At 57.5% G+C, this 25,191-nt stretch carries 23 protein-coding genes; 18 read left to right on the forward strand and 5 right to left on the reverse strand.

The window, feature by feature from the left end; translation table 11 throughout:
* Positions 1 to 4 precede the first annotated feature (4 nt).
* Both hemD and hemC read right to left on the reverse strand, forming a co-directional pair.
* Positions 5 to 745, reverse strand: coding sequence for a uroporphyrinogen-III synthase (gene hemD / locus I6N93_RS01020; protein ID WP_085688900.1), 741 nt, complete (start codon positions 743 to 745; stop codon positions 5 to 7).
* Positions 742 to 1,680: a hydroxymethylbilane synthase gene (hemC, locus tag I6N93_RS01025; RefSeq protein ID WP_085688897.1), complete on the reverse strand. Its 939-nt coding sequence runs from the start codon at positions 1,678 to 1,680 to the stop codon at positions 742 to 744. The genes hemD and hemC overlap by 4 nt, the downstream gene beginning before the upstream one ends.
* Positions 1,681 to 2,016: 336 nt before the next feature.
* Between hemC and I6N93_RS01030 the strand changes: the two genes are divergently transcribed.
* The 9 genes from I6N93_RS01030 (at position 2,017) to corA (ending at position 11,760) form a co-directional block, all read left to right on the forward strand.
* Complete coding sequence (locus I6N93_RS01030) at positions 2,017 to 4,575, forward strand: class I adenylate cyclase (RefSeq protein ID WP_112111547.1); 2,559 nt, start codon at positions 2,017 to 2,019, stop codon at positions 4,573 to 4,575.
* A 241-nt stretch (positions 4,576 to 4,816) separates the two neighbouring features.
* Positions 4,817 to 4,984 (forward strand): LPS translocon maturation chaperone LptM, encoded by a 168-nt coding sequence (lptM, locus tag I6N93_RS01035; protein ID WP_085687289.1) that lies wholly within the window; start codon positions 4,817 to 4,819, stop codon positions 4,982 to 4,984.
* Between the two features lie 88 nt (positions 4,985 to 5,072).
* Positions 5,073 to 5,897 carry a diaminopimelate epimerase gene (dapF, locus tag I6N93_RS01040; protein WP_085687287.1) on the forward strand — a complete coding sequence of 275 codons (825 nt, stop codon included), beginning with the start codon at positions 5,073 to 5,075 and terminating at the stop codon, positions 5,895 to 5,897.
* Positions 5,894 to 6,607 carry a DUF484 domain-containing protein gene (locus I6N93_RS01045; protein WP_085687285.1) on the forward strand — a complete coding sequence of 238 codons (714 nt, stop codon included), beginning with the start codon at positions 5,894 to 5,896 and terminating at the stop codon, positions 6,605 to 6,607. Before dapF ends, I6N93_RS01045 begins: the two co-directional genes overlap by 4 nt.
* A 17-nt stretch (positions 6,608 to 6,624) precedes the next feature.
* The gene (gene xerC / locus I6N93_RS01050) at positions 6,625 to 7,515 is read left to right on the forward strand and encodes a tyrosine recombinase XerC (RefSeq protein ID WP_373853676.1); all 891 of its coding nucleotides are present in this window, start codon (positions 6,625 to 6,627) and stop codon (positions 7,513 to 7,515) included.
* The gene (yigB, locus tag I6N93_RS01055) at positions 7,515 to 8,231 is read left to right on the forward strand and encodes a 5-amino-6-(5-phospho-D-ribitylamino)uracil phosphatase YigB (RefSeq protein WP_085687281.1); all 717 of its coding nucleotides are present in this window, start codon (positions 7,515 to 7,517) and stop codon (positions 8,229 to 8,231) included. Before xerC ends, yigB begins: the two co-directional genes overlap by 1 nt.
* Before the next feature lie 85 nt (positions 8,232 to 8,316).
* Positions 8,317 to 10,479: a DNA helicase II gene (gene uvrD / locus I6N93_RS01060; RefSeq protein ID WP_085687279.1), complete on the forward strand. Its 2,163-nt coding sequence runs from the start codon at positions 8,317 to 8,319 to the stop codon at positions 10,477 to 10,479.
* 28 nt (positions 10,480 to 10,507) lie between these two features.
* Positions 10,508 to 10,642, forward strand: coding sequence for a YsgD/CorL family protein (ysgD, locus tag I6N93_RS17400; RefSeq protein ID WP_369007705.1), 135 nt, complete (start codon positions 10,508 to 10,510; stop codon positions 10,640 to 10,642).
* A 167-nt stretch (positions 10,643 to 10,809) separates the two neighbouring features.
* Positions 10,810 to 11,760 carry a magnesium/cobalt transporter CorA gene (gene corA / locus I6N93_RS01065; protein ID WP_085687277.1) on the forward strand — a complete coding sequence of 317 codons (951 nt, stop codon included), beginning with the start codon at positions 10,810 to 10,812 and terminating at the stop codon, positions 11,758 to 11,760.
* A 56-nt stretch (positions 11,761 to 11,816) separates the two neighbouring features.
* On the opposite strand, the gene rarD is transcribed toward corA, so the two are convergent.
* Entirely contained in the window at positions 11,817 to 12,719 is a 903-nt protein-coding gene (gene rarD / locus I6N93_RS01070; protein ID WP_085687275.1) for an EamA family transporter RarD, read from the reverse strand.
* A gap of 313 nt (positions 12,720 to 13,032) precedes the next feature.
* On the opposite strand from rarD, the gene pldA reads away from it, so the two are divergent.
* From pldA to rhtC, 3 genes are all read left to right on the forward strand, one after another.
* A complete protein-coding gene (gene pldA / locus I6N93_RS01075) occupies positions 13,033 to 13,902 on the forward strand; it encodes a phospholipase A (protein ID WP_085687273.1) in 870 nt (289 codons plus the stop codon).
* A gap of 118 nt (positions 13,903 to 14,020) precedes the next feature.
* Entirely contained in the window at positions 14,021 to 15,844 is a 1,824-nt protein-coding gene (gene recQ, locus I6N93_RS01080) for an ATP-dependent DNA helicase RecQ (RefSeq protein ID WP_085687302.1), read from the forward strand.
* Positions 15,845 to 15,901: 57 nt separating this feature from the next.
* Positions 15,902 to 16,525, forward strand: coding sequence for a threonine export protein RhtC (gene rhtC, locus I6N93_RS01085; protein WP_085687271.1), 624 nt, complete (start codon positions 15,902 to 15,904; stop codon positions 16,523 to 16,525).
* Positions 16,526 to 16,574: 49 nt separating this feature from the next.
* On the opposite strand, the gene rhtB is transcribed toward rhtC, so the two are convergent.
* Positions 16,575 to 17,195: a homoserine/homoserine lactone efflux protein gene (rhtB, locus tag I6N93_RS01090; RefSeq protein ID WP_085687269.1), complete on the reverse strand. Its 621-nt coding sequence runs from the start codon at positions 17,193 to 17,195 to the stop codon at positions 16,575 to 16,577.
* 113 nt (positions 17,196 to 17,308) lie between these two features.
* Here rhtB and pldB point away from each other — a divergent pair, with 113 nt between their 5' ends.
* From pldB to gntT, 5 genes are all read left to right on the forward strand, one after another.
* On the forward strand, positions 17,309 to 18,301 hold the full coding sequence (gene pldB / locus I6N93_RS01095) for a lysophospholipase L2 (protein WP_085687267.1): 993 nt from the start codon (positions 17,309 to 17,311) through the stop codon (positions 18,299 to 18,301).
* Positions 18,302 to 18,349: 48 nt separating this feature from the next.
* Positions 18,350 to 19,162 (forward strand): sugar/pyridoxal phosphate phosphatase YigL, encoded by an 813-nt coding sequence (gene yigL / locus I6N93_RS01100; protein WP_085687265.1) that lies wholly within the window; start codon positions 18,350 to 18,352, stop codon positions 19,160 to 19,162.
* A gap of 356 nt (positions 19,163 to 19,518) precedes the next feature.
* Positions 19,519 to 20,214: a pirin family protein gene (locus I6N93_RS01105; RefSeq protein WP_085687263.1), complete on the forward strand. Its 696-nt coding sequence runs from the start codon at positions 19,519 to 19,521 to the stop codon at positions 20,212 to 20,214.
* A 254-nt stretch (positions 20,215 to 20,468) separates the two neighbouring features.
* Positions 20,469 to 21,464 (forward strand): gluconate operon transcriptional repressor GntR, encoded by a 996-nt coding sequence (gene gntR, locus I6N93_RS01110; RefSeq protein WP_085687300.1) that lies wholly within the window; start codon positions 20,469 to 20,471, stop codon positions 21,462 to 21,464.
* Between the two features lie 422 nt (positions 21,465 to 21,886).
* On the forward strand, positions 21,887 to 23,203 hold the full coding sequence (gene gntT, locus I6N93_RS01115; RefSeq protein WP_085687261.1) for a gluconate transporter: 1,317 nt from the start codon (positions 21,887 to 21,889) through the stop codon (positions 23,201 to 23,203).
* 42 nt (positions 23,204 to 23,245) lie between these two features.
* On the opposite strand, the gene I6N93_RS01120 is transcribed toward gntT, so the two are convergent.
* Positions 23,246 to 23,839, reverse strand: coding sequence for a YhgN family NAAT transporter (locus I6N93_RS01120; RefSeq protein ID WP_085687259.1), 594 nt, complete (start codon positions 23,837 to 23,839; stop codon positions 23,246 to 23,248).
* A 202-nt stretch (positions 23,840 to 24,041) separates the two neighbouring features.
* Here I6N93_RS01120 and asd point away from each other — a divergent pair, with 202 nt between their 5' ends.
* Complete coding sequence (asd, locus tag I6N93_RS01125) at positions 24,042 to 25,145, forward strand: aspartate-semialdehyde dehydrogenase (RefSeq protein ID WP_085687257.1); 1,104 nt, start codon at positions 24,042 to 24,044, stop codon at positions 25,143 to 25,145.
* Positions 25,146 to 25,191: the final 46 nt, after the last annotated feature.

Genomic DNA, 25,191 nt, shown 5'->3' on the forward strand with positions numbered 1-25,191 from the left:
AGGTTTATTGTAGTGCGCGCAGCAGCGCATCGTTATCTGCATTATCGGCGACCAAAATGTCGCGCCAGCCAAAATCACGGGCCAGGGCAGCCAGTCGTTCGCTGACCACTACCACTCGGCAGCTCAGTAGCCACGAAGTCCGATAATAATCAGGAACTAAAGTATAGATCTGTTGCAGCATTTCTCCGCTGGTGACGATCAGCGTATCCACGCCGAGCGTTTGCCAGCGGAGCGTTTGCTCGGTGCCGTCGTAGTGGACCGGCGTCCGCTGGTAGCATTCGCAGTAGCTGACGCGCGCGCCGCGCTGGCGGAGCGTATCGGCCAGCAGCTCCCGGCCGCCGTTCCCGCGCAGCAGCAGGGCCTGCTTTCCAGTCACCTGTTGGAGCGACGGCTGTTGCAGCAGCGTTTCGCTGGTGCCGTGGCTCTCAGGATAGATGACCGGCCGACGGGTGACGGTATGCAGCGCCAACCCGGTGGTGCGGCCGACGGCATAGTAATGCAATGTAGTCGGCCAGCGTAGACCCGCCTGCGATAAGGCTGGCTGAGCAAATTTTACGGCCTGGAGAGAGAGTGCGAAGACCAAATCACCCGGCTGTAATGTATTCAGCATAGCGGGTAACTGGGGCAGTTCGCGACCCATTGTAAATTCAACCAATGGACAGTGGTAGGCCGTGAGTCCGGCCTGACAGAGACGGGAAACCAGTTGCTCGCCCGCAGGAGAAGGGCGGGTCACTAAAATCGTCATGACGACGAGGCACCGTAAACAGACTGCAAAATTTCTCCGGCGCCGCAGGCCAGCAGCTCTTCGGCCAACGCAATGCCGATGCTTTCGGCCTCAGCGCGCGGTCCGCGACGTTCGCGCAGGATGATGCGGCTGCCGTCCGGCGCGCCGACCAGCGCGCGCAGCCACAGGCTGTCACCCTCCAGCTCCGCATAGCTGCCGATCGGTACCTGACATCCGCCTTCAAGCCGTGTATTCATGGCGCGTTCCGCCATCACCCGCGTGGCGGTGTCGGTGTGATTCAGCGGGGCCAGCAGGCTTTGCGTTCGGGCGTCGTCCAGCCGGCATTCGATGCCGACCGCGCCCTGACCTACCGCCGGCAGCGAGGCTTCCGGGCTCAACGCGCAGCGCACGCGGTCTTCCATGCCCAGCCGCTTAAGGCCGGCAACGGCCAGAATGATGGCGTCATATTCGCCGTTATCCAGTTTGGACAGGCGCGTGCCGACGTTACCGCGCAGGTCGCGCACCACTAAATCCGGGCGGTTGGCGCGCAGCTGGCACTGACGGCGCAGGCTGGACGTACCGACGCATGCGCCTTCAGGCAATGCGTCCAGATCGGCGTAAAGGTTGGAGACGAACGCATCACGGGGATCGTCGCGCTCGCAGATGGTGACCAGCCCAAGTCCCGGCGGGAAGTCCACCGGGACGTCTTTCATGGAATGCACGGCGATGTCGGCGCGATGTTCAAGTAGGGCTAGCTCTAACTCTTTGACGAATAGACCTTTCCCGCCGACTTTGGCGAGCGGAGTATCCAGCAGAACGTCTCCCCGTGTTACCATCGGCACCAGCTCCACCTGTAAATCCGGGTGACAAGACTGCAGCTGTTGTTGTACATAATGGGCCTGCCATAGGGCGAGCGGGCTCTGTCGGGTGGCAATTCTGAGAATATTGTCTAACATGCTGGATACCGTTGTTATCGTTTCGTTGCATCGTACCATTGATGCTGCGCCAGTGTCAGTTGCCGGGCCGTGGCTAAACCTCAGTGGGTGACGATTGCAATGATAGCAGCCATAAATCATCAATGTTGACGGGGGTCTGAGTGAGCAACAACAGGACCGAACCCGCAGTGTAGACCGAAAATTCTGACTTTTTTTACTTTCTTTACGCCTTTTCAGCAAGGTGTTAAATTGATCACGTTTCCAGCAGTAAACTGTCCGCTATTCCTCTAAATCGCGACTCAGGACAGGTTGGAAAAACGGCTTTTTTTAGTCACTGGGATAATCAGGCGAAACGTCTTGTACCTCTACATCGAGACACTAAAGCAGAGGCTGGATGCGATTAACCAACTGCGAGTTGATCGCGCTCTGGCAGCAATGAGACCCGCTTTCCAGCAGGTTTACAGTCTCTTGCCGGTTTTACTACATCACCACCATCCTCAAATGCCGGGCTACCTTGAAGGTCAGGTCCCGCACGGCATATGCCTCTACACGCCTGATGAAAACCAGCAACGCTACTTCGATGACGCCCAGTTAATCGGCGGGATGGCGGAACCGCTGTGTGAGCAGGGTGAATTCCCCATCAACGGTATTTACTCGATGGGCAGCACTTCTTCTATTGGCCAAAGCTGCACTTCCGACCTGGACGTGTGGGTATGCCATCAATCCTGGCTCGATACCGAAGAGCGTCAGCGCTTACAGCAGAAATGCACGCTGCTGGAACAGTGGGCGGCCGGTCTGGGGGTGGACGTTAGTTTCTTCGTCATGGACGAGAACCGTTTCCGCCACAATGAGAGCGGCAGTCTGGGCGGCGAGGATTGCGGGTCGACCCAGCACATTTTGTTGCTGGATGAGTTCTACCGCACCGCCGTTTGCATGGCGGGCAAGCGCATCCTGTGGAATATGGTGCCGATAGAAGAAGAGCCGAACTACGATGAATATGTCATCAACCTCTATTCCCAGGGCGCGCTGGCGCCGAATGAGTGGCTCGATCTGGGCGGCCTCAGCACTCTGTCGGCGGAAGAGTATTTTGGCGCTAGCCTGTGGCAGCTCTATAAAAGCATCGACTCTCCCTACAAAGCGGTGCTGAAAACACTGCTGCTGGAAGCTTACTCCTGGGAGTATCCCGAGACCTGCCTGTTGTCGGCCGAAATCAAAACGCGTTTGCATAAAGGCGAAATCGTGTCGTTCGGGCTCGATCCGTACTGCATGATGCTGGAGCGCGTCACCCACTATCTCACCGCCATCGATGATATGCCGCGGCTGGACCTGGCGCGCCGCTGCTTCTATCTCAAAGTCTGCGAAAAACTGTCGACCGGCGTCGGCAAGACCGCCTGGCGAGAGCAGATCCTGACACAGCTGGTTCAGCAATGGGGCTGGGACGTCGAACGTCTGCAGATGCTGGATGACCGCGCCAACTGGAAAATCGAGCAGGTGCGCGAAGCGCATAACGAATTGCTGGATGCGATGATGCAGAGTTATCGAAATCTGATCCGCTTTGCCCGGCGCAACAACTTGAGCGTCAGCGCCAGCCCGCAGGATATCGGTGTGCTGACGCGCAAGCTGTACGCCGCTTTCGAGGCGCTGCCGGGCAAGGTAACGCTGGTGAATCCGCAGATTTCCCCTGATTTGTCCGAGCCGGACCTGACGTTCATCTATGTGCCCGCCGGGCGCGCTAATCGCAGTGGCTGGTATCTGTATAATCAGGCGCCGTCGATGGACGCGATTATCAGCCATCAGCCGCTGGAATATAACCGCTATCTGAACAAGCTGGTGGCCTGGGCTTATTTCAACGGTTTGCTGACGTCCGCTACGCAGCTGCATATCAAAGGCGGAGATCGCTGCGACTTAGCCAAGCTCAAGGAATTGGTCTCCGACGTCGCGAGCCACTTCCCGCTGCGTGTCGCGCCGCCGACACCCAAGGCGCTCTACAGTCCGTGCGAAATTCGTCATCTGGCGATTATCGTCAATCTTGAACACGATCCGACGGCGGCCTTCCGTAATCAGGTCGTGCACTTCGACTTCCGCCAACTGGACGTGTTTAGCTTCGGTCAGAAGCAGCAGTGTCTGGTCGGCAGCATCGATCTGCTGTATCGCAACTCCTGGAATGAAATCAGAACCCTGCACTTCAGCGGCGAACAGGCGGTATTGGAAGCGCTGAAAACTATTCTGGGCAAAATGCATCAGGACGCCGCGCTGCCGGAGTCGCTGGACGTCTTCTGCTACAGCCAGCATTTGCGCGGACTGATCCGCACGCGCGTGCAGCAACTGATGTCGGAGTGCATCGAGCTGCGTCTGTCCAGCACGCGGCAGGAGCCGGGGCGTTTTAAAGCGGTGAAGGTGGCGGGACAGACCTGGGGACTGTTCTTCGAACGGCTCAGCGTGTCGGTGCAGAAACAGGAGAACGCGGTAGAGTTCTACGGCGCAATTTCCAACAACAAACTGCAAGAGCTGCCTATTCAGGTGGAGACCGCCGCGCATGTTCATCTGCCGCCGGTGATAGACGGCGTCGCCAGCGAGGGGATCATTCAGTTCTTCTTCGAAAACCGGACGGATAACGAAGGGTTCAATATCTATATTCTCGATGAGACCAACCGGGTGGAAGTGTTCCATCACTGCGAAGGGAGTAAAGAGGAACTGGTGCGTGACGTCAGCCGTTTCTATTCTTCGTCTCATGATCGTTTCACCTATGGCACCAGCTCGATCAATTTCAACCTGCCACAGTTTTACCAGATCGTCCTGGTCGATGGTCGCACGAAGGTGATCCCGTTCCGCAAGAGCGACCTCTCGCCGATGTGTATGACATCGCTTCAGGACGACCCCACGCGTCTGAACCCGCGACAGTTGCAAACGCTGTGATCTGTCGCTACGGCGAAAGTCAGCTGCTGCTTTGACGCTCGTCTCCCGGCTCGTCGCCTTTCGACGGTACGCGAACTGCCTCTTTCCCACTCTCGGCTTTAGCACATGCTGTCCGCGAAGCGCCTTCGTGCATCGGTCCGATTAATCGAACTCGCCGTCGTTGATTTTCGATTCCTGTTGATTTTCATGATCCAGCTGCGATTATAGAGAGCATGAGTCTCTGAACGACAGGTTTAACGTTATGAAAACGCTATTTCGCCAGGCTGCGCTGGCGCTGGTTGCACTCGGGGTGGTCGGCTGTGGCCTGAAAGGGCCGCTGTACTTCCCGCCGGAGCATAAAAGCACGACGCCGAGCGAGTCTCAGACACAGAAAAATACGACACCGCAACCATCGGCTAACCGGCCATAACGGCAGACGATCGAACGGGATTTCCCATCTTTTAACAGGTCACGATAGCGTATTTACCGCGTCCGGTTGAGCCAGCGGAGTCAGGATAATGCAGTTCTCCAAAATGCACGGTTTGGGCAATGACTTTATGGTTGTCGATGCCGTTACGCAAAATGTCTATTTTTCGCCCGAGCTAATCCGCCGCCTGGCGGATCGCCACTGCGGCGTGGGCTTCGACCAGTTGCTGGTCGTTGAGCCGCCATACGATCCTGAGCTGGATTTCCATTACCGCATTTTTAACGCCGACGGCAGCGAGGTGGCGCAATGCGGCAACGGCGCCCGCTGCTTCGCTCGTTTCGTGCGTCTGAAAGGGCTGACGAATAAACGTCATATCAACGTGAGCACCCATAGTGGACGCATGGTGCTGTCGGTCACCGAAGATGAACGGGTCCGCGTTAATATGGGCGAGCCCAACTTCGAACCGCAGCAGATTCCGTTTCGCGCCGCAAAAGCCGAGAAAACCTACATCATGCGCGTGGCGGAACACACTGTGCTGTGCGGCGCGGTGTCGATGGGCAACCCGCACTGCGTCGTGCAGGTCGATGACGTCGATATGGCGCCGGTCGAAACGCTGGGGCCGTTGCTCGAAAGTCATGAACGTTTCCCCGAACGCGCTAACATTGGTTTTATGCAGGTTGTTAATCGCGATCTCATTCGGCTGCGGGTTTTTGAGCGCGGCGCGGGAGAAACGCAGGCCTGCGGCAGCGGCGCTTGTGGGGCCGTCGCGGTTGGGATTCAGCTAGGGCTGCTGTCGGCGGAAGTCAAAGTGCAACTGCCGGGCGGCGAGCTGGATATTCATTGGGCGGGGCCGGGAAACCCGTTGTTCATGACGGGTCCAGCCACGCATGTTTATGATGGATTCATTTATTTATGAAACGCGTCGAGGAGCAGCAGGAACAGGCCGATCGCGAAGTGGAACTGACGGACGACATGGTGCTGCAGTTCCTGCATCAAAATCCCGATTTTTTCATCCGCAATTCCCGTCACGTCGAACAAATGCGCATTCCGCACCCGGTGCGGGAGAGCGTGTCTTTGGTCGAGTGGCAGCTGTCGCGTCAGCGTACCCAAATCCAGCATTTGGAAGAGGACATTACGCTGCTGATGGAGCAGGCCGCGCAGAACGAGGCGCTGTTCAATCAGCTGTTGCAGTTACAGCTGGCCTTATCGGCGGCCGCTTCTTTGCAGGATCTGTTGGACCGTTTGCAGCGCTGGGCGCGTAAGCTGGGGCTGTCCGGTGCTACGGTGCGGCTGTTCAGCGACAAGTGGCGTATCGGCGCGCCGTCTGATTTCACCCATCTCGCGCTGAACCGCACGTTGTTCGAACCTCTGCGTATTCAGCGGTTGGGAAAACGGAATCACTACCTTGGCTCGCTTAACGGACCCGAACTACTGATGCTGTTGCCTCAGGCGCGGCAGGTGGGGTCGGTCGCGTTGTCGTTGATGGGCGAAAAGGGCGATCTGGGACTGCTGATTTTCAGCAGCCGCGATAGCCACCATTATCAGGAAGGGATGGGGACCGTACTCTTGCAGCATCTGGCGACGATTTTGCCGATGGTCCTGCAACGCTGGATCGAACGACTGTGAACGTCCCCGACTCGCCCTTGCTGACGCAGGCCGACGCCTTTTTACGCTATCTGCGCGTCGAGCGGCAGTTAAGCCCGCTGACGCAAAGCAGTTATGCGCACCAACTTCAGGCTGTTATCACTATTTTATCCGCCTCCGGCATCAGCGACTGGCGTCAGTTGGACGCCGCCGGAGTGCGTGCGGTGGTGGTGCGCAGCAAGCGCGACGGACTGCAGTCCTCCAGCCTGGCGCTGCGTCTGTCCGCACTGCGCAGTTTTCTTAACTGGATGGTGAGCTGCGGCGAGTTGAACGCCAACCCTGCCAAAGGGATTGCCACGCCGCGCGCCGGGCGTCATCTGCCGAAGAATATGGATGTGGACGAGGTCAACCGCCTGCTGGACATCGACGATAGCGATCCGCTGGCGGTGCGCGATCGGACGATGCTGGAAGTGATGTACGGCGCGGGTCTGCGTCTGGCCGAGCTGGTGGGTCTGGATTTGGGGCATATCGATCTGGACAGCGGGGAAGTCTGGGTGATGGGGAAAGGCAGCAAAGAGCGTCGTTTGCCTTTGGGCGGAACGGCGGTGACCTGGCTGCACCGCTGGCTGGCGCTGCGGGATATCTATGCGCCGGATGACGACGCGGTGTTCGTGTCCAGCCTCGGCAAACGTATCTCTATGCGCAACGTGCAGAAGCGCTTCGCCGAGTGGGGCGTAAAGCAAGGCGTGAACAGCCACATTAATCCCCATAAGCTGCGTCACTCCTTTGCGACGCATCTGCTCGAGTCGAGTGGCGACCTGCGTGCGGTTCAAGAGCTGTTGGGGCACGCCGACCTCACCACGACTCAAATTTATACGCATCTGGATTTCCAGCATCTAGCCTCGGTCTATGATGCGGCGCATCCCCGTGCCAAACGAGGCAAATCCTGATGCAGGTTTACCGTCCGCTTGGCCGTATCGAGGCCATCACTTTCGATTTGGACGACACGCTGTACGACAACTTTGAGGTCGTACGGCGCAGCTCGCGGGAAGCGCTGCAGTTCCTGCGCGGACTCCAGCCGGGTTTGAGCACGTTGACCGAGATGGAATTCGGCGCGATGCGTGACGAATTGCGCGCGCAGGAACCGGAAATTTACCACGACATGACCGAGTGGCGTCGCCGCACGGTGGTGCTGGCGCTGCGGCGTCAGGGGATGAGCGAGGCGGAGGCGGACGAGGGCGCGGAAAAAGCGATGACGCACTTCGCCTACTGGCGCAGCCGCATCAGCATTTCGCAGGAAACCCACGACACGCTCGGGGCGCTGGCCCGGCGCTGGCCGCTGGCGGCGATCACCAACGGCAACGCCGATCCTTATGCCTGCGGTCTGGGCGAGTACTTCCAGTTTGTGCTCCGCGCAGGTCCGGACGGGCGCGCCAAGCCGTGGCACGACATGTTTCATCTGGCCGCCGAACGTTTTCATTTACCGTTGCATCACCTGCTGCATGTGGGGGATGATCTCATCACCGACGTGGCCGGCGCCGTGCGCTGCGGAATGCAGTCCTGCTGGATCGGAGCGCAGGGAGCCAACCTGATGCAGCTGCGCGAAGCCCGGCTACTGCCGCATATTGCAATTGCAAGGTTGGCATCGCTGACGGCATTGCTATAATTCACGCCTTCCACTGTATGCATAAACAGAGGTGAACTGTCGCCACGTGGTGACGGGATGCCCTTTTCACGGATAACCGACGCCTATGGACGTATCTGATCTGCTCGACAGCCTGAACGATAAACAGCGCGACGCCGTCGCGGCTCCCCGCAGCAACATGCTGGTGCTGGCCGGGGCTGGCAGCGGCAAGACGCGGGTGCTGGTGCATCGTATCGCCTGGCTGATGTCGGTGGAGAATTGCTCGCCGTACTCCATCATGGCGGTGACGTTCACTAATAAAGCCGCCGCAGAGATGCGCCATCGCATCGAACAGCTAATTGGTACCAGTCAGGGCGGCATGTGGATCGGGACTTTTCACGGTCTGGCCCATCGGCTGCTGCGCGCGCATCATCTTGATGCCGGACTGCCGCAGGACTTTCAGATTTTGGACAGCGAAGACCAGCTGCGTCTGCTTAAGCGTCTGGTCAAAGCGCTCAATCTGGACGACAAACAGTGGCCGCCGCGGCAGGCGATGTGGTACATCAACGGCAAAAAAGACGAAGGCCTGCGTCCTCAGCATATCGAAAGCTACGGCAATCCGGTGGAGCAGACTTGGCTGCGCGTTTATCAGGCTTATCAGGAAGCCTGCGATCGGGCCGGGCTGGTGGATTTCGCCGAACTGCTGCTGCGCGCCCACGAACTGTGGCTGAACAAGCCGCACATTCTTCAGCACTACCGGAGTCGCTTTAACAACATTCTGGTGGACGAATTCCAGGACACCAACCGTATTCAGTATGCCTGGGTGCGTATGCTGGCGGGCGACAGCGCCCGAGTCATGATCGTGGGTGACGATGATCAATCTATCTACGGCTGGCGCGGGGCGCAGGTCGAAAACATTCAGCATTTCCTGAATGATTTCCCACAGGCTTCGACCATCCGCCTGGAGCAGAACTATCGCTCCAGCGCCAACATCCTCAACGCGGCCAATGCCCTGATCGCCCATAACGGCGATCGTCTGGGGAAAAATTTGTGGACCGACGGCGTCGAAGGCGACCCGATCTCCCTGTACTGCGCGTTCAACGAACTGGACGAAGCGCGGTTTGTCGTCAGCCGCATCAAGGCGTGGCAGGAAATGGGCGGCAGCCTGAACGAGTGCGCCATTCTCTACCGGAGCAACGCCCAATCTCGTGTGCTGGAAGAGGCGCTGCTACAGCAAAGCCTGCCCTATCGCATTTATGGCGGAATGCGCTTCTTCGAACGACAGGAAATCAAAGATGCCCTGGCCTACCTGCGGCTGATCGCCAACCGTAACGACGATGCGGCGTATGAACGCGTGGTGAATACCCCGACGCGCGGCATCGGCGACCGGACGCTGGACGTGGTGCGTCAGGCGGCGCGCGACCGTCAACTGACCCTGTGGCAGGCCACGCGCGCGTTGCTACAGGAGAAGGCGCTGGCCGGACGCGCCGCCGGTGCGTTGCAGCGTTTCCTCGAACTGGTGGACGCGCTGGCCAACGATACCGCCGAGCAGCCGCTGCACGTACAAACTGACCGCGTGATCAAAGATTCCGGCCTGTGGAGCATGTACGAACAGGAAAAAGGCGAGAAGGGCCAGACCCGCATCGAGAACCTGGAGGAACTGGTTACCGCGACGCGTCAGTACAGTTATCAGGAAGAAGATCAGGACCTGATGCCGCTGCAGGCGTTTCTGTCTCATGCGGCGCTGGAAGCGGGAGAAGGGCAGGCGGACGCCTATCAGGATGCGGTCCAGCTGATGACGCTGCACTCCGCCAAAGGGCTGGAATTTCCCCAGGTGTTCATCGTCGGGATGGAAGAGGGCATGTTTCCAAGCCAGATGTCTCTCGAAGAGGGCGGACGACTGGAGGAAGAGCGCCGACTGGCGTATGTCGGGGTGACCCGTGCGATGCGTAAACTGACGATGACCTACGCGGAAACCCGCCGTCTATACGGCAAAGAGGTGTATCACCGTCCGTCGCGTTTTATCGGTGAACTGCCGCAGGAGTGCGTGGAGGAGGTTCGACTGCGCGCCAGCGTGTCGCGGCCCGTCAACCAGCAGCGGCTGGGAACGCTCATTTCCGAGAGCGACAGCGGCTATAAGCTGGGGCAGCGCGTGCGTCATGCCAAATTCGGCGAAGGGACCATTGTGAATCTTGAAGGCGGCGGCGATCATTGCCGCGTTCAGGTCGCCTTCCCTGGTCAGGGGATAAAATGGCTGGTGGCGGCTTATGCAAAGCTGGACATCGTATAAACTGATGACTGAACAGATTGTTGCATTAATGGCCTGCGTGCGTGTTGACAGCCTTTTTCATCTCAGCGTAACATGCGCGCATCATTATTCCCGGAGGACCCGCGCCTTGGACACACCCAGTCGATACTGGCTCACCCACCTATTTCTTAGGTACAACCACTAAGGCTATCCTCCGTTGCTGATAGCCTTAGTGGTTGTCAGCGATCTCTTCATACATCGCAACGAGTCAGCACCGTCAAACGGTCTGGAATCTGATGGTGATTTTTCACCCTCTTTCTGTGTTTCAAGCGCGTATTGTCCCTGTCAGAACACCTTTAGGGAGCATGACCTATGCTGAGCGCATTCAAGCTGGAAAACAGCCGTTTAACCCGTCTGGAAATGGAAGAGAGCCAGGATCTCACCTCATCGGTATGGGTGGACTTGGTCGAGCCGGACATTATCGAGCGAGATCAGGTACAAACTCAATTGGGACAAACGCTGGCGACTCGCCCCGAACTGGAAGACATTGAAGCCTCCGCGCGTTTCTTTGAGGATGAAGACGGCCTGCATATTCACTCCTTCTTCTTTTACGAAGATGCGGAAGATCATGCGGGCAACGCCACCGTGGCGTTCACCATCCGTGACGGACGTTTGTACACCTTGCGTGAACGTGAGCTGCCGGCGTTTCGCCTGTATCGCATGCGCGCTCGCGGGCAGACGCTGATTGACGGCAATGCCTATGAGCTGTTGCTCGACCTGTTTGAAACCAAAATCGAGCAGTTGGCGGATGAAATTGAAAACATCTATAGCGATCTGGAAGCGTTGAGTCGCGTCATCATGGATGGCCGCCAGGGCGACGAGTACGACGACGCGCTGTCGACGCTGGCGGAGCTGGAAGATATCGGCTGGAAGGTGCGTTTGTGTCTGATGGATACCCAGCGAGCGCTGAACTTCCTGGTGCGCAAAGCGCGGCTGCCGAGCGGTCAACTGGAGCAGGCGCGGGAAATTCTGCGAGATATCGAATCGCTGTTGCCGCATAACGAATCGCTGTTCCAGAAAGTGAACTTTCTGATGCAGGCGGCGATGGGTTTCATCAATATCGAACAGAACCGCATCATCAAGATCTTCTCGGTGGTGTCCGTGGTGTTCCTGCCGCCGACGCTGGTGGCTTCCAGCTACGGTATGAACTTTGAATTTATGCCGGAACTGAAGTTGGCCTTTGGCTATCCGGCGGCGCTGGTGCTGATGGTATTGGCCGGTCTGGCGCCTTACCTGTACTTTAAACGCCGCAACTGGTTGTAACCCACCGCCGGACGAAAGAAAGAACAGGCCTCGTCGCTAGCGACGAGGCCTGTTCTTTACGCCGGACGTTTATGCATCTGCTTTTGCTGTGAGCGCAGCGCGTCGCCGATGAAAACCGCCAGCCCCAGCCAGATGAAAGCAAAGGTAATCCACTGATCCTGAGCAAATGGTTCGCCGTAAACCACGACGGCCAGTAAAAACATCAGCGTTGGGCCGATGTACTGGAAGAAGCCCAGCGTAGAAAGATGCAGGCGCACGGCGGCGGCGGTGAAGAACAGCAGCGGGACGGTAGTGACGATCCCGGCTGAGAGCAGCAGCAGATCCAGCGACAACGAGTTTTGCGTCAAATGGCTGGTCGGCGTATCGGCAAAGCAAAACAGATATACCAGAGCGACAGGCAGCAGCCAGAGGGTTTCGACCAGCATGCCCGTTTGTGCATCGACACCGATTTTTTTGCGCAACAGGCCATAAACGGAAAAGCTAAAGGCCAGCCACAATGCGAGAAACGGCAGGGAGCCGAATTTCCACAACTGCACCAGTACGCCGCACACCGCCAGCGCGACGGCGAGCCACTGTATGGGACGGAATCTTTCGCCGAGAAACAGAAGCCCGAGCAGCACGCTGACCAGCGGATTAATGAAATAACCCAGGCTGGCTTCCAGCATGTGGTGGTGGTTGACGGCCCAGATATAGATCAGCCAGTTGCTGCCGATGAACAGGGCGGTCACCGCCAGCATCAATAACCTTTTTGGCTGTTGCAGGAGGGCGAAGGCCTGCTTCCATTGGCGACTTGCGCTGAGCAGAATTAGGATAAAAAAGAATGACCAAATCACGCGATGTGAAACAATTTCAGAGGCGGGAACCTGTTCGATGAGTTTGAAGTAGGCCGGGGCGATACCCCAGATGATGTAAGCGCCGAGAGCGAATAGGACTCCCTGGCGAGTTTGCTGCGTTTCCATTGTTATTGCTCAGTGTAAACAGGGGGAAACGACTATTTTACTGAAAATAAATCCCGTCAACACCCGTATATTGCCGTAATTTCGGCGGTAATAGCGGTTTTCCCCAGCATGAGATGTGGCGTTGTCTGACAGGGAAACTACAGGGTTAATCCGCGCGGTGCGTCGTGAAAAAGGACGGTGAGTGGGAAATGAAAGCCGCCGCCATACAGAAAAAACCGATTCATCGCTGCCAATAACGTGACCGGTTATTTTCTGTGTACAATGCCAGCGTCAAATCAAAAAAAACCTTACGGACAGTTGGAGAAATTCGTGCATGCGTAAAAATTGGGGTGGTGTGCTGGCATTGCTGCTAACGGCGCAGGTTCAGGCGCAGGAAGCTACAGCGCAGGAAATTCATGACAAATCGGCGGTCCGCGGCAGCATTATCGCCAGCCTGCTGCAAAAACATGACAGTCCGTTCATTCTTTACCCTTATGAAAGTAACTACCTGCTTTACACCTATACCAGCAACCTCAACCGGGAAGCGATTCAGAGCTACAACTGGGGAAACAACGCTCGCAAAGACGAGGTTAACTTCCAGATTAGTTTAGGATTCCCGCTTTGGCGCGGTATTTTGGGCGACAACTCGCTGCTCGGCGCGTCTTACACCCAAGGCTCCTGGTGGCAGCTTTCCAATAAAAGCGAGTCGTCCCCGTTCCGTGAAATCAACTATGAGCCTCAGATCTTCCTGGGCTGGGCGACGGACTACAGTCTGGCGGGCTGGACCTTACGTGACGTAGAAGTGGGCTTCAACCACCAGTCGAATGGCCGTTCCGATCCCACCTCACGCAGCTGGAACCGGGCCTACGCGCGCCTGATGGCGCAGAACGGCAACTGGCAGGTGGAGCTGAAACCCTGGCTACGTTTTTCCGACAGCAAAGATGACAACCCGGATATCACCCGCTACATGGGACATTATCGCGTGCGGGTCGGCTACCTGTGGGGCGACAGCATTTTCAGCGCGGAAGGGCGTTATAACTGGAACAGCGGCTACGGCGGCGGTGAAGTCAGCTGGAGTTACCCGCTGACGGAGCATGTGCGTTTCTACACCAAAGTCTTCAGCGGCTACGGCGAATCACTGATCGACTACAACCATCGTCAGACGCGTGTCGGCGTCGGCGTGACCCTGAACGATATGTTCTGAGGCCGCTTTCGGCCGGCATTGCCGAGGGCGGTAAGTAAAAGCCTGCATACAAACGTTGCAGTTTTATCAAACGGCGCTGAAAATAGCGCCTGTTTGTTTTTATAAAAGCGGTGAAGGCGTGTCTACGGCAGAAGTATTGAATAAAGAAGCGCTGGCGACGCAGGTGTTGCGCGAAACCTTCGGGTATCAGCAGTTCCGGCCCGGTCAACAAGCGATCATCAACGCTGCCCTAAATGGGCAGGACTGCCTGGCGATCATGCCCACGGGTGGCGGCAAATCCCTGTGTTATCAAATACCCGCTCTCGTCATGGAGGGGCTGACGCTGGTGGTGTCTCCGCTGATTTCCCTGATGAAAGACCAGGTGGATCAGCTTCAGGCCTACGGCGTTTCCGCCGCCTGTCTCAACTCCACGCAAACGCGCGAGCAGCAGCATCAGGTCATGACCGGCTGCCGCAACGGCGACGTCAAACTCCTCTATATCGCCCCTGAGCGCCTGACTTCTGACAGTTTTCTCGAGCACCTGTCTTACTGGCCGCTGGCGATGATTGCCGTCGACGAAGCGCACTGTATTTCCCAATGGGGGCATGATTTCCGGCCAGAGTACCGGGCGCTGGGACAGGTGAAACAGCGTTTCCCCGGCCTGCCGGTGGTGGCGCTGACCGCCACGGCGGATGACACCACGCGTCAGGACATCGTGCGCCTGCTGGATTTGCACGATCCCCTGATTCACATCAGCAGCTTCGACCGCCCCAACATTCGCTATACGCTGGTGGAAAAATTCAAGCCGCTCGATCAGCTGTGGATGTTCGTGCAAGGCCAACGCGGTAAATGCGGCATCGTTTACTGCAATAGCCGTGCGAAGGTTGAAGACCTGTGCGCTCGCCTGCAAAATCGCGGCCTGAGCGTGGGGGCCTATCATGCGGGCCTGGAGAACGAACGCCGGGCGCAGGTGCAGGAAGCGTTTCTGCGCGACGATCTGCAGGTCGTGGTGGCTACGGTGGCATTCGGGATGGGGATCAACAAACCCAATGTTCGCTTCGTGGTGCATTTCGACATTCCGCGCAACATCGAATCTTATTATCAGGAGACCGGCCGCGCGGGGCGTGATGGCCTGCCTGCGGAAGCGGCGCTGTTTTACGATCCCGCCGATATGGCCTGGTTGCGCCGTTGTCTGGAAGAAAAACCGGCGGGTCCGCAGCTGGATATCGAGCGTCACAAGCTCAACGCCATGGGCGCGTTTGCGGAAGCGCAGACCTGTCGACGACTGGTGCTGCTCAACTACTTTGGTGAAGGGCGCCAGCAGTCGTGCGGCAACTGCGACGTCTGTCTGGACCCGCCTAAAAGCTATGACGGACTGGTCGATGCACAGAAAGCGCTTTCCTGCGTCTATCGCGTGGGGCAGCGATTCGGTATTGGTTATATCGCGGAAGTGCTGCGCGGCGCCAATAACCAGCGTATTCGCGAGTTTGGTCACGACAAGCTGCCGGTCTACGGCCTCGGCAAAGATAAAACGCAGGAACAGTGGGTGAGCGTGCTGCGCCAGCTCATTCATCTGGGGCTGCTGATGCAGAACGTGGTGCAGCACTCCGCGCTGCAACTGACCGAAGCGGCCAGACCGGTTCTGCGCGGTGACATGCCGCTGCAACTCGCCGTACCACGGTTGATCAACCTGAAACCGCGCGTCGGCCAGAAATCTTACGGCGGCAACTACGACCGCAAACTGTTCGCCAAACTGCGCAAGCTGCGTAAATCCATCGCTGATGAAAACAACATTCCGCCTTACGTGGTCTTCAGCGATGCGACGCTGCTGGAGATGGCGGAAATCCTGCCGGTCACGGCCAGCGAACTGCTGAACGTCAACGGTGTAGGTCAACGCAAACTCGAGCGTTTCGGCGTGCCGTTCATGACGCTCATCCGCGAGCATCTGGAAAACGACGAGTAGGTGGCGCGAGCCCTCGCCGCATAATGGCGACGAGACAATGACAAGGGGCGTTTCATCATGATCATGCTGTTTCTGACCGTCGCGCTGGTGCATTTCATCGCCCTGATGAGTCCTGGGCCGGACTTTTTTTTCGTTTCGCAGATTGCGGCCAGCCGCTCGCGCCGTGAAGCGATGATGGGCGTATTGGGCATCACGCTGGGCGTGGTGGTCTGGGCGTCGATAGCTTTGATGGGCCTGCATCTGCTGCTGATGGAGATGGCGTGGCTGCACCGCATCGTCACCGTCGGCGGTGGGCTTTACCTGTGCTGGATGGGATGGCAGATGTTGCGCTCCGCGCGTCAGAAAGCGCAGCAGCCCGAGGGTGCTGAGGTCAGCGTCGACTTGCCCAAGCGCGGTAAGTTCTTCATTCGTGGTTTAGTCACTAATCTGTCCAACCCCAAAGCGTTGATTTACTTCGGCAGCGTCTTCTCGTTGTTCGTCGGTGATAGCGTGGGCCCAAGCGAACGCTGGGGACTGTTTGCGCTGATTTCGCTGGAAACGCTGGCGTGGTTCACCTTGGTGGCGATGGCGTTTGCGCTGCCGGTGATGCGTCGAGGCTACCAGCGTTTGGCGAAATGGGTGGACGGCGTGGCGGGCGTGCTCTTCGCGGGATTCGGCATTCATCTTATCGTATCGCGCTAATGCGAGGTCATGGCGAACGCCTCGCCATGACCTCTGGCTCGACGCCGGATTACGCCCGACGAGCGGAGGCCAGCAGTGCTCCCACCATAATAAACATTGAACCGAAGACCCTGTTCAGTCGTTTGACCTGCCGAGGTCCCTTCAGCCATTTGGCGATGCGGGTCGCCAGCGTGGCGTAACCAATCATCACGACGATATCCACGGCGATGGTGGTGACGCCCAGTACAACATATTGCATGGACTGAGGCTGGTGCGGGATCACGAATTGCGGAAACAGCGCGGCCAGAAAAACGATGCTTTTCGGGTTGGTCAAATTGACCAGCACGGCCCGTTTGAACAGTCTGCTCCGCGGCATGGTGTTTGCCAGCGTATTCAAATCCAGACCGCCCGCGCTGCGCCACTGCTGAATGCCAAGCCAAATCAGATAGCCCGCTCCGACCCATTTAAGCACTTCAAACGCCAATGCGGACTGAGACAACAGCGCGCCCAGACCGATGCCCACCAGGACAATATGGCAGAACAGCCCGACCTGTAGGCCGGCAATCGAGGCAAAGGCTCCGCGATAACCGTGACTGATGCCGGTACTCATGGTGTTGATAGCGCCGGAACCCGGCGAAAGGCTCAGAATCAATGTGGTTACAAGATAGGTAAACCACCACTCAATGGTCATGCGTCAGTGCTCCCTGAATGTCACTTATTATGCCACAATACGCCAACGCCGATCTTTGTGCCAGAGCTCACAAAACCAGGTTTAGCCGCCATGAATAACCGCGAGAATCTGTGATGACTCAGTACCCTGAGTGTCTATTCAACCGAGAGGCGCAGTACGCTGCGTTTTCCACCGGACCTTTGCTGGACTTCTGGCGGCGGCGGGATGAGGGCGAGTTTATCGGCGTCGACTGCGTTCCCATTCGCTTTGCCCGCTTTACCTCTCCGCGTCATCATCAGGTTGTGATGCTGCTCACTGGCCGCACCGACAGCTACGTCAAATATTCTGAGGTCGCCTACGACCTGTTCCACAATGGTTATGATGTGCTGATGATGGATCATCGCGGGCAAGGGCGTTCGGGACGTTTGCTGAAAGATACGCATCGCGGTCATGTCGAAAATTTCAGTGACTATGTGGATGACGTAGCGCAGTTCTGGCAGCTGCAACTGGCGAAAAGCGGGTATCGACGGCGCTTTGCGTTGGCGCACTCAATGGGCGGCGTGATTCTGGCCGATTTTCTGGCCCGTAGGCCTGAGGCGTTCGATGCCGCCGCGCTGTGCGCCCCTATGTGCGATATCCATCTGCCGATGCCGGAATGGCTGGCCTGGCGCATTCTGGATCGCACCGAACGCCACCCGAAACTGCGTGACTACTTCGCCATTGGCGCCAACCAGTGGCGGCCATTGCCTTATGTCCTCAACGTGTTGACCCACAGCCGTGCCCGGCATCTGCGCAGTGTGCGGACCTATGCCGACGACCCGTCTTTGCGGATCGGCGGCCCCACCTATCACTGGGTGCGGGAAGCGCTGCTGGCGGGAAAGGATTTAATGTCGAGAGCGGCGAAGATAACGACGCCGCTGCTCGTGCTGCAGGCGGAGGACGACCGGGTGGTGGATAACGGCGGACAGGATGCATTCTGCAGGGCGATGGCCGTGGCCGGTCATCCGGTGGCCGGAGGAAAACCGCAAAGGATACGCGGCGCCCGACATGACATGCTGTTTGAAGAAGACACGGTGCGTGCCGACGTGTTTCGTCGGATTCTGCACCATTTTGCGCAATATCATTAAATTCTGCGGCCCGGCCGCGTTTAACCTGCGGAGGTTAGATTCCAACGTATGTACCCCATTGTCGCTTCCGATTTGGATGGCACGCTGCTGTCCCCCGCTCATACGCTTACCCCTTATGCCAGAGAAACGTTGCAGTTGCTGACGGAGCAGGGCATTCATTTTGTCTTCGCCACCGGACGGCACCATAAAGACGTTGCACAGATCCGCGACAAACTGGGGATCAGCGCATACATGATCACCTCAAACGGGGCCCGCGTGCACAACACCGACGGAGAACTGCTGGTCAGCCATAATCTGGACAGCGATATCGCGCGCGACCTGTTCGGCATTATGTACGACCGTGAGGACATCCTCACTCATATCTATCGGGGCGATGACTGGTTCATGAGCCGCTCCCGACCGGAAGAAGAGCAGTTCTTCCAGGAATCCGTTTTCAAGTATCAGCTGTTCGACCCGATGTCGCTGAACACCGACGACGTCGGGAAAATCTTTTTCACCTGCGATGAACACGAACGCCTGCTGCCATTGGAAGAGGCGCTCAACGCTCGCTGGGGTGACCGCGTCAACGTGAGCTTTTCCTCGGTGAACTGCCTGGAAGTCATGGCGGGCGGCGTATCGAAAGGACATGCGCTGGAGCAGGTGGCGAAACTCATGGGGCGCGGCGTGAAGGATTGTATCGCCTTCGGCGACGGCATGAACGACTTGGAAATGCTCTCGATGGCGGGAAAAGGCTGCATCATGGCGGCTGCTCACCAGCGCTTGAAGGACCGTTTGCCTGAGCTGGAAGTGATCGGCACCAACGCGGATGATGCGGTGCCGAACTACCTGCGTGGACTGTATGCCCCGCTGATTAATCGCTGACGGATCTGCGGTACGTCTGGACGAGTCAGAGTGTGGACTATGTCAGCAGGGTGACAAGACCAAAAAATGCTTTACAGGTGCGAATGATAATGATTATTATTGCCACGCGTTCCGGGAAAACCCCCTTGTCTCGATCTTAACGATTCAGCGAGGTTTTGCTGTGAAAGCACGACATTGCTCACATTGCTTCCAGTATTTATTTAGCCAGCTCGGGTGCTGGCTTTTTTTTGTCCGCATTATTTTAGGAATCCGGTTTCCGTAAATCCCGCTATTTTTTTGAACTGCACGGTGAGTTTTTTACGCTATCTTCCCGCCTAGCCGTCGCTAAACTGTTCAAAACGACGGAGGAAGCAACGATGATCTATTTACGTCAGGCGCAGCAGCGCGGACATGCCAATCACAGCTGGCTCGACAGCTGGCATACGTTTTCATTTGCCGATTACTACGACCCTGACTTCATGGGATTTTCCGCCCTGCGGGTGATCAACGAAGATCGCATTGAGGGGGGGCAGGGCTTCGGTATGCATCCGCACCGGGACATGGAAATTCTGATCTATGTGTTGTCCGGGACTGTTGAACATCAGGACAGCATGGGTAATCACGAACGGATCCCGGCCGGAGAGTTCCAGATTATGAGCGCGGGTACCGGTATTCGCCATTCGGAATACAATGCCAGTCCGGATGCGTTGCTGCATCTGTATCAGATCTGGATCGTCCCGGATCGTAAAGGGTTGACGCCGCGCTACGAGCAGCGCCGCTTTGACGATAAGCAGGGTAAACAGAGGGTGTTGTCGCCGGAGGGTCGCGACGGTTCTCTCAAAGTCTTTCAGGACATGTCGCTGTGGCGCTGGGCGTTGAACGCGCAGGAACAGGCGGTGCATGACATCGAGACCGGCCGCCGCGTCTGGATCCAGGTCGTGCGCGGCACGGTCACGGTGAACGGACAGCCGGCGTGCACCAGCGATGCGTTAGCGCTGTGGGACGAAAGCTCCCTCTCGATCGCCGCAGATGAAGACAGTGAAATCCTGCTGTTTGATTTACCGCCGGTGTAAGGGCAGGCGTTGGGTGCAGTGAAGCGCTTGCGGCGTGACGCACCGGACGCCGTTTAGAGAATCCAGCTAAGCCGGGGCGTCTGCACCTCCTAACGTGACGAAGCCTTTTCAGCACGCAATGACGCCCCGAGCGATGTTGCGAAACCGATCTCAGCCGTGATGAAAATCGTCGTAATCCGGTATCGGATCGATACTCGCCACCCGGTTTTTTGTTAAACTCCGACTACTTTTCCCGAGTTGGGTAGCCACGGATGATCAAGAAGAAAAGACCGGCTCTTCAGGATGTCGCAGATCGCGTCGGCGTCACGAAAATGACGGTCAGCCGCTATCTACGCAATCCCTCCCAGGTGTCCGCTGCGCTACAAAAGAAAATCGCCGCCGTACTGGATGAGCTGGGATACATTCCCAACCGCACTCCCCATATTCTGGCCAACGCCACCAGCCGCGCTATCGGCGTTCTGCTGCCATCGCTGACGAATCAGGTTTTTGCAGAAGTGCTACGCGGCATCGAGCGGGTAACGGAAGCGCGGGGTTATCAAACCATGCTGGCGCACTATGGCTATCATCCTGAAAAGGAAGAGCAGCGCTTGATGTCGCTGCTGTCTTACAACATCGACGGTTTGATACTGGCGGAACGCACCCACACGGCCCGCACCCGGCAGATGATCAACGTCTCCGGTATCCCGGTCGTGGAACTGATGGATTCCGTTTCACCCTGTCTGGATATGGCGGTAGGCTTTGATAACGTCGAAGCCTCACGACAAATGACGCGGCACATCATCGGGCGAGGACGTCGACGCGTAGTGTATCTGGGCGCGCGGCTGGACGAACGCACCCTGATGAAACGGCAGGGCTATGAGCTGGCGATGCAGGAGGCCGGTTTGCCCCCCCACAGCGTGATGAGCGAAAGCGCCTCGTCTTATACGCTGGGCGGCGAGCTGCTGCGGCGAGCGCAGATGGAATGCCCCGACATCGACAGCGTGTTCTGCACCAACGACGACCTGGCGATCGGCGCGATTTTCGAGTGCCAGCGTCAGGGATTGAGTATTCCCCGTCAGATGGCGGTTGCCGGCTTCCACGGTCACAACATCGGCCAAGCGATGGTTCCCCGCTTGACGAGCGTCCTTACCCCGCGTGAGCGCATCGGCGAAGTGGGGGCCGAAATGCTGTTGGCGCGTCTGGACGGCAAGCCGGGTACGTCGGTCCTGCATGACGAAGGATTCGAACTGCTGCCCGGAGACAGTTTGTAAATCAATCCATTTGCGGCGGCGCTTGTCTCCGGGGTGCCGGTGCGCTATTGCTTCTTTCGCTGTGACAAATGAACATTCTCCCACTGGCGGGTTCCACCGCGGCTATGTTTAGCCGCTGAACGTCCTGGCGACAAAAGAATTCGTCACTACCGAAAGCGACCTTCTCACCCGGCAATATTTGATCTTTATCCCAAACTGTAAATTAAGTGCTGCCAGTTAGTTCCCGTTCTTAACATGTTACCGGTATCATGATACCGGTAACATTACGGGCGCCGCCCGTTTTCCTGATGGTGCTTAACCCATCGCTTCAGATGTTTTATCGCTGCTGCCGTACCAGGCCATTGACGGGCCGCAGCAGAATTACCTTCGCCTTCGTTCCCCGGTGATTTCCGGGAGCGATGAGGCTCTGCCGGAGAAAGGTTATGCCATTAGTCATCGTTGCTGTCGGTGTCGCCCTACTGCTGTTGTTAATGATTCGATTGAAGCTGAATGGATTTATCGCATTGGTGCTGGTGGCGCTGACCGTCGGGATCTTGCAGGGAATGCCGGTTGATAAAGTCATCGCGTCTATCAAAAACGGGGTCGGCGGGACGTTAGGCAGTCTGGCGCTTGTGATGGGTTTCGGCGCGATGCTGGGGAAAATGCTGGCGGACTGCGGGGGGGCGCAACGAATCGCCACCACGCTGATTGACTGGTTCGGCCCCAAAAATATTCAGTGGGCCATCATGCTGACCGGTTTCACCGTTGGCTTCGCCTTGTTCTATGAAGTCGGTTTTGTCCTGCTGCTGCCGCTGATATTCACCATCGTCGCCTCCGCGCGTATTCCTTTGCTTTATGCCGGCGTGCCGATGGCCGCGGCGTTATCCGTCACCCATGGTTTTTTACCGCCGCACCCCGCCCCGACGGCGATCGCGGCGCTTTTCCAGGCGGATATGGGTAAAACGTTGTTGTACGGCACCTTGCTGGGGCTCCCCACCGCCATACTGGCCGGTCCGGTCTTCGCCCGTTTCTTGAAAAAAATCGATAAACCGGTGCCTGAAGGTCTGTACAACCCCAAACAATTTTCTGAAGACGAAATGCCGAGTTTCGGCGTCAGCGTCGGCACGGCGTTAGTGCCGGTGATTCTGATGGCGGTGAGGGCTATCGCTGAAATGGTATTGCCGCACGGACATGTGCTGCTGCCTTACGCGGAGTTCTTCGGCGACCCGGTAATGGCGACGATGATTTCGGTGCTTATCGCGATTTTTACCTTTGGCCTCAACCGCGGACGCACGATGGATGAAGTGATGGCGACCGTCTCAGACTCCATCAAAATCATCGCTATGATGCTGTTAATCCTGGGCGGCGGCGGTGCCTTTAAGCAGGTGCTGGTCGACAGTGGGGTGGATAAATATATCGCCCACATGATGGAGGGCAGCAGCCTGTCTCCGCTGTTCCTGGCCTGGTTGATTGCTGCGGCGCTGCGCATTGCGCTCGGATCGGCGACCGTGGCCGCCATAACGGCTGGCGGTATCGTCGCGCCGCTGATCGCCACAACCGGCGTCAGTCCAGAATTGATGGTGATTGCCGTGGGTTCCGGAAGCGTGATTTTCTCTCACGTCAACGATCCCGGCTTTTGGCTGTTCAAAGAGTATTTCAATCTGACGATCGGCGAGACGCTGAAATCCTGGTCGGTACTGGAAACCATCATCGCGGTCTGCGGTTTGATCGGCTGTCTGCTGATGAGCCTGGTGATCTGACGCTGGGCCTCTGCCGGGCAGGCCCCCGGCAGAAAAATCGGATTACAGCTGCAGGTAAGTGCGGATGCCGTCGAGGAACATCTGCGTAGAGAGCATCACCAGCACCAGCCCCATCAGTTTTTCCAACGCGCTGACCCCTCTATCCCCCAGCAGACGCAGGAACAGGTTGGACATCAGCAGGACCACGAAAGAGATGCTCCAGGCAATAAGCAGGGCCAGCGTCAGATGAGCCAGCTTCTGCGGATATTGATGGGAAAGCAGCATCAGCGCCGCTAATATCGACGGACCGGCGACCAGAGGGATCGCCAGCGGCACCAGAAAGGGTTCACCGCTTTCCGGCAGACCGTTGGCTTCATTTTTCGGCGAAGGGAATATCATGCGGATAGCGATCAGGAACAGGATGATCCCGCCGGAAATCGACACGGTCTCAGTACGCAGATTCAGCACCGCCAGTATTTTCTCTCCCGCGAACAGAAAAATCAGCATCACGCCCAGCGCAATCACCATTTCCCGGATCAATACGACGCGACGACGTTTGGCGGGCAGGGGTTTCAGTACCGACATAAAAATCGGCATGTTACCCAGAGGATCCATGATGAGCAGTAGTAAAACGGTGGCTGAGATCATTTCGGTCATGTGGCGGTTGACTCCTGTCGTCATGAGGCGCGAATTCGCGCTCGGTTATTAGCTGTGCTGCTGAAAAAGCCGCCGAGATTGAATAAATTAACTTGCGACTTTACGTACATTTTGTAAGGTTGAAGGCCATCACTTTAAACAATGTTACTGCCAGAAACGGCAGCCAGACTTCTTTTCGTCACCCCCAAGCAGGACAGCACACATGAAAAATGTTGGTTTTATTGGCTGGCGCGGAATGGTCGGTTCGGTGCTCATGCAACGCATGGTAGAAGAACGCGATTTCGATGCTATCCGCCCGATTTTCTTTTCCACTTCTCAGCACGGCCAGCCGGCTCCTGCATTCGGCGGGCAGCAGGGCGTATTGCAGGATGCCTACGACCTGGAGGCGCTGCGGGCGCTGGATATTATCATCACCTGTCAGGGCGGCGATTATACCAACGAAGTCTATGCGAAGCTGCGTGAAAGTGGCTGGCAAGGTTACTGGATTGATGCCGCGTCCACGCTGCGTATGAGCGATGACGCCATTATTATTCTGGACCCGGTCAACCACGCGGTCATCCAGCAGGGGCTGAATGACGGCATCAAAACGTTTGTCGGCGGTAACTGCACGGTCAGCCTGATGCTGATGTCGCTGGGCGGCCTGTTCGCCAGCGATCTGGTGGATTGGGTGTCCGTATCGACTTATCAGGCGGCGTCCGGCGGCGGCGCCCGCCACATGCGTGAACTGCTGGTACAGATGGGAATGCTGAATGCCGAAGTGGCGAACGAGCTGCAGAGTCCGGCCTCCGCCATTCTGGATATCGAACGTAAAGTGACGGCGCTGACCCGCAGCGGCACGCTGCCGACCGACAATTTCGGCGTTCCGCTGGCGGGCAGTCTGATCCCGTGGATCGACAAGCAGCTGGACAACGGCCAGAGCCGCGAAGAGTGGAAAGGGCAGGCGGAGACCAACAAGATCCTGTCGACCCGCAACGTGATCCCGGTCGACGGCCTGTGCGTGCGTGTCGGCGCGCTGCGCTGCCACAGCCAGGCATTTACCATTAAATTGAAGAAAGACGTGGCGGTGCCGGAAATCGAACAGTTGCTGGCCAGCCACAACGACTGGGTGAAAGTGGTGCCGAACGACCGCGAACTTAGCATGCGTGAACTGACGCCCGCTGCCGTGACCGGTACGTTGTCTACGCCGGTGGGTCGTCTGCGTAAGCTGAATATGGGGCCGCAATATCTGTCCGCCTTCACCGTCGGCGATCAGCTGCTGTGGGGCGCGGCGGAGCCGCTGCGTCGTATGCTGCGCATCCTGCTCTAAACGTCATCGCCCCACCCGCGCAGGCTGCGTGGCTGGGGCGTTTTCC

It is taken from the genome of Lonsdalea populi, from assembly GCF_015999465.1.
Classification (GTDB): Bacteria; Pseudomonadota; Gammaproteobacteria; order Enterobacterales; family Enterobacteriaceae; genus Lonsdalea; species Lonsdalea populi.